This window comes from Emticicia sp. (assembly GCF_049241225.1).
In the GTDB taxonomy this organism is placed as follows: Bacteria; Bacteroidota; Bacteroidia; order Cytophagales; family Spirosomataceae; genus Emticicia.
On record NZ_JBMLRC010000424.1, the window covers coordinates 11,480 to 16,809 of the forward strand.

At 37.2% G+C, this 5,330-nt stretch carries 6 protein-coding genes; 4 read left to right on the top strand and 2 right to left on the bottom strand.

Annotation, left to right across the window (positions count from 1 at the left end; translation table 11 throughout):
* Positions 1-176: 176 nt before the first annotated feature.
* Positions 177-614 carry a Uma2 family endonuclease gene (locus tag ACOVO2_RS21895; RefSeq protein WP_421772017.1) on the top strand — a complete coding sequence of 146 codons (438 nt, stop codon included), beginning with the start codon at positions 177-179 and terminating at the stop codon, positions 612-614.
* A 132-nt stretch (positions 615-746) separates the two neighbouring features.
* Here ACOVO2_RS21895 and ACOVO2_RS21900 read toward each other — a convergent pair whose 3' ends face one another.
* Positions 747-2,084, bottom strand: a complete 1,338-nt coding sequence (locus ACOVO2_RS21900) for an Nramp family divalent metal transporter (RefSeq protein WP_421772018.1) — start codon at positions 2,082-2,084, stop codon at positions 747-749.
* 176 nt (positions 2,085-2,260) lie between these two features.
* Here ACOVO2_RS21900 and ACOVO2_RS21905 point away from each other — a divergent pair, with 176 nt between their 5' ends.
* Complete coding sequence (locus ACOVO2_RS21905) at positions 2,261-2,938, top strand: metal-dependent transcriptional regulator (RefSeq protein WP_421772019.1); 678 nt, start codon at positions 2,261-2,263, stop codon at positions 2,936-2,938.
* A 116-nt stretch (positions 2,939-3,054) separates the two neighbouring features.
* On the top strand, positions 3,055-4,074 hold the full coding sequence (locus ACOVO2_RS21910) for a DUF6268 family outer membrane beta-barrel protein (RefSeq protein WP_421772020.1): 1,020 nt from the start codon (positions 3,055-3,057) through the stop codon (positions 4,072-4,074).
* A 156-nt stretch (positions 4,075-4,230) separates the two neighbouring features.
* On the opposite strand, the gene ACOVO2_RS21915 is transcribed toward ACOVO2_RS21910, so the two are convergent.
* Positions 4,231-4,686 carry a DUF2147 domain-containing protein gene (locus ACOVO2_RS21915; protein WP_421772021.1) on the bottom strand — a complete coding sequence of 152 codons (456 nt, stop codon included), beginning with the start codon at positions 4,684-4,686 and terminating at the stop codon, positions 4,231-4,233.
* A gap of 229 nt (positions 4,687-4,915) precedes the next feature.
* Between ACOVO2_RS21915 and ACOVO2_RS21920 the strand changes: the two genes are divergently transcribed.
* Positions 4,916-5,330, top strand: a 415-nt coding sequence (locus ACOVO2_RS21920) for an LptF/LptG family permease (protein ID WP_421772022.1), incomplete at its 3' end; no start/stop codon positions are given.

Here is a 5,330-nt window from a genome sequence, read left to right on the forward strand (position 1 = left end):
ATTTTAAATAATTATTTTTAGCACGATTATAAAGATTACAAGATGGGTGGCAATATGGAGACTTAGTTTGATGAATAAAATGCGTCAACTAAGGATTCTGAATGGATTTTTTCGTTAAATTTGATTATAAATTTCAATATCATGGTCAGAAATAAAGAAACTGATAAAATTTGAGAATGAATAGACAACACTTAAAATTGATTCATATTTTAAATCGTCTGTTTTTAAAAACAGACGCTCATCGGATTGGCGGAGAGCTTTTGCAAGAAATGGATAAAGCATCTGACTCTCAAATTAGAAAATCAGATTTGATGTTTTTTAGTGCCGAAGATATTGCACAGTGTGATGAGGTTGAGCCAGTTCCTACATTCATGATTATCATAATTTCTAAAAATGACCAAGTAAATCATATTTATGATAAAATTAGCGAATACTTTAAAGAAAGACAGGGCAGCATTCAAAGCAAAGTGGTTTGGTTGATTTTTCCAGAGAATAAATCAGTTCATGTTTATACTTCTCGCCGTGATGTAAAGATTTGTATCGAAAATGATATTTGCTCGGCAGCACCTATTTTACCTGCGTTTGAGATTGGTGTAGATGTTTTGTTGGGGTGAAAATAGGAATGATGGGAATCTTCGCGAAGGCTTCGCTTAAAGCGAAGCCTTCGTTTTTATACCCTATTTTTTGGGTAGAGACAAGGCAATGACTTGTCTCTGCAAACAATCCAATTATATTTTGAACCGAATTTAAAACAAGGTATCAAACAACAAATAACTATTCAAGGCAATAATAATAATTGTAACTACCCAAGCGGTATATTTTACATAGGCTGGGTTTACAAATTCACCCATTTTGAGTTTATCGGATGTGAACATTACCAAAGGTACAACCGCAAAACTCAACTGTAAGGATAATATCACTTGGCTTAAAACCAATAAATCGGAAGTTCCTTTTTCTCCATAAATAATTGCCACAATTAATGCTGGAACGATAGCTAAAAGCCTTGTTATCAATCTTCTGAGCCACGGTTTTAGTTGAATATTCAAGAAACCTTCCATTATAATTTGTCCTGCAAGGGTGCCTGTAAGTGTAGAGTTTTGTCCAGCCGCCAACAATGCAACAGCAAAGAAAAGCCCTGCCAATTTTACGCCCAAAATTGGGTCGAGCAACATATAAGCGTCGGTTATATCGGCCACTTCTTTATTTCCTGTAAAATGAAATGTTGCGGCTGCCATAATCAAAATAGCGGCATTGATAAAGAACGCAATAAACAACGAAGCCGTAGAATCAATAGTGGCATATTTAATGGCACTTTTCTTAGCGGCGTGCGTATCTTCTATCTTGCGGGTTTGAATAATACTCGAGTGTAAATACAAATTATGAGGCATCACGGTAGCTCCCAAAATCCCGATGGCAATGTAGAGCATTTCGGGGTTGGTAACAATCTGGCTACTCGGAATTAATCCTTTCGAAACTGCCACAAAATCGGGTTGAGATGCCAAAATTTCGTAGCCAAAGCATAGTAAAATTATCAGAATTAAACCTCCAACAATTACTTCAATGATGCGGAAACCTTTGTTTTGGAGGAATAATATAAAAATTACATCGATGGCCGTTATCAGAATTCCGTAAGTAAGTGGAATATTAAAAAGCAAATTAAGAGCAACCGCCGCTCCGATAACCTCGGCTAAATCACAAGCAGCAATGGCTACTTCGGCCAAAATCCAGAGGATAAATGATACTGGTTTTGAATACGAATCTCGACAAGCCTGTGCCAAATCTCTGCCCGTAGCAATGCCCAATTTGAGCGATAAATGCTGCAAAAGCATGGCAAAAAGGTTAGAAATCAGAATAACTGAGAGTAGTGTGTAGCCAAATTTTGCACCACCCGCAATATCAGTTGCCCAGTTGCCAGGGTCCATGTAGCCAACGGCAACCATCAAACCTGGGCCAACAAAAGCCGACATTTTTTTCCAAAAACTACCTTTTGTATGAACCGTGATGCTACCGTGAACTTCGGGTAGTGACAGACTACTCGTTGTCGAACGCCACGCTTTATTTTTTATGTCGATGTTTTTTTCCATTTGTTGTAAATCCACAATTTTCAATACAAACATAAAACAAAAAATTTGCCAATCAAAATATATTTTTAGATTAGTCTAAAATTTTGTTTGATTAGACTAAAAATGTACTTTTGTTTAGTGGTTGGCTATTGGCTTTGAGCTTATGGCTATTTTTTTAAAACTATCGTCTATCGACTGTGGACAATCAACTTATCTCTTTTACCGAAGAAAACTATCTCAAAATCATATACTTACTCACCGAACGTTACAACGGGAATGAAGTGAGTACCAATCAGTTAGCCGAACACACGCAAACCAAAGCGGCTTCGGTGTCGGATATGCTACGTAAACTGGCCGAGAAAAATTATATCAATTATCGCAAATATCAAGGCGTTACGCTGACCGAAGCAGGCGAGCAAATTGCCTTGGGTGTGATTAGAAAACACCGACTTTGGGAAGTTTTTTTGGTAGAAAAGTTGGGTTTTGGCTGGGACGAAATTCATGATATTGCCGAACAACTCGAACACATCGACTCGAAGGAATTGACCAAACGTTTAGATGATTTCTTGGAAAATCCAAAATTTGACCCTCACGGCGACCCAATTCCTGACGCCAAAGGAAAAATGCCTTCGGTGAGTTATCAGAAACTTTCAGAAATTCCGCTCAATCAATCGGTGGTGATGATGGGAGTTTCGGTGCATTCGCCTGCTTTTCTGCAACACCTTGACAAACAACAAATTACGCTCGGTTGCGGGCTTAAAGTACTGGAAATTAGTGATTTTGATAAATCATATAGCATTTTACTCGATGGCAAAACTACCATTTTTGTGAGTAATGAAGTAGCCAAAAATTTGTTGGTAAGTATCGAAGAATAAACACTTTACAAAACTCTGTCGTATATTGCGAAACAATGTTTAATATGAATTGTTATACTTCATAACCAAATAATTATATCTATTACCTATTTTTATCAAACACTAAAATACTTTTTATGAAAAAATACTGCATTTTGTGGGCCATGATATTACTGAATGGCTTGGCTTTTGCCCAAACAGATACCACTAAAACAAATTCGGAAGAAATAAATTTTGATGATTTCGGCGATGCTGATAATAAAGATATTCGCACTTTTTGTACGCAAAAAGTGAGTTATTTATCTCCTACTAAACTTATCTCGGTTGGATACGAAGCACAATTGCCTTTTCATTTGAGTTCGGAAAATGCAGCAATGACTTCGATTGCCAGCACTCATGTCAATTCATTCGGAGGAATCAGACTGGGGCTGAATACGCCCGTGATTTCGAGGTCAAATTTTATATTGAATTTAGGATTTAACTTTTGGAATACATCGGCGAAACTCGAAAAGCCCGAAAATTCAAAATTTTATGGGGGTATCAGAGCTTTGAATAGTACAGGAATCAACGCAACTGTATTCAAACCATTTGATAATAAGCACTTTATGATTATCCAGGCAAATGCCGACCTCAACGGAAATTACCGAAACTTAGGCGATTTAGACGCTAAAGGAATGACGTATAGCGGCACGGCTATTTACGGTTGGAAGAAAAACGATAATCTCATGTGGGGTGTGGGTGTTACTCGAACTTATCGTGCGGGGCAGCTATTGCACATTCCTGTGATTTTACTCAACCGTACGTTTAATCAGAAATGGGGTATCGAGACAATCCTTCCTGCTAAATTTAATGTTCGTCGCAATTTCAGTCCGAGTTCGTATTTGTTGTTGGGCTATGAAATTGAGGGAAATACTTTCTTTGTGGCCAATACTGGGCAGGACGTATATTTGCGTAGAGGAGAAATGAAACCAAGAATTACTTTCGAGAAGAAATTGGCGGGCTTTGTTTGGCTTTCGGCACAGGCTGGCTGGCGATATAATTGGCGTTTTGATGGTTTCTCGACCCAAAATCCAGTTAAAAACGAAAAACCTTTGATTGTAAATTCGCTTGGAAATCCGCTTTACTTTAATGTTAGTATAAATTTGGTTAGTCCGTAAAAGTAGTCCACAGTCAATAGACGACAGTCGACAGTAACATAAAACATTCATTAATAAAGTCTATTTTCAATCATCTGCTTAATAAAAAAGCTGTGTTGCTATTTTTGAGCAACACAGCTTTTTATTATTTAAGCGAACAGGATGTTCGCTCCACAATTATTTTTTTACTTGGCGTTTCCAAACGTCAGTTCTTCCGAAAAGCGAAACACCGATATATCCTCTTACTTCGAGCGTGTTTTCATCAACTAATTTCATTTCGCACGAATAATCATTGCCAGTTTTTGGGTCGTAGATATTGCCATCTTCCCATTTATTTTCTCCTTTATAGACAAAATCTCTCAGGTTTTCTAAACCTTTTAAAGGGCGGCTGTGTAATTTTGCTTCAGGGTTATTAATATCGGTTCGTGGCTTACCGTCAGGGTCGTTTGGAACTTTCAACCAGACTAATTTACCGAAATATTTATCGCCTTTTTTATAGATTTGTACCATCCCTGTTCCTTCGCCGTTTTTCCACACACCTACCACGGCATCAGCACTTTGGGCAAAAAGGTTTGAGTTGATTAGAGAGAAAAATAAAATACTTAGAAAGAATGTTTTTGTGATTTTTAGCATAACTGTTGAGATTTTTTGGTTTTTCTGAAAACGTAATAAGGCTCTTATTTGTTTCAAAAATAATAAATATTATATTTTTTCAAGAATATTTTGTATTCATCAGCCTAAAAATCGAATGATTTTTGTTAATACTTCTTAATAAACCCATTCCCAAACCTACAATCTGTATCTTTGCATAAAATTTTATAAATCAAAAACCTTGGCTCCCCTTTAGGGGCGGGGGGGTATTATGAATATTCTCGATAAATATTTAATCAAGCGATTTCTGAAAACATACTTTTTTGCGGTATTGGTCATTGTGCTTATCATCATGGTGATTGACTTCGTAGAAAAAAACGATGACTTTATTCAGAAAAGTGCTCCAATGCGAGCAATTTTGCTTTCGTACTATGCGAATCTTGCTCCTTATTGGGCAAACTATATTAGTCCGTTGATGATTTTTATCTCGACGGTCTTCTTCACTGCTCAAATGGCCGCTCATACCGAAATCGTAGCGATTTTGAGTAGCGGAACGAGTTTTCGGAGATTGATGCTCCCCTATTTTATTGCTTCGTCGATGGTAGCGGTTTTGTCGTTTGTGATGGTTGGTTGGATTCTACCCAAAGCCAATAAAGTTCGACTGGGTTTTGAAGCTACTTATATCA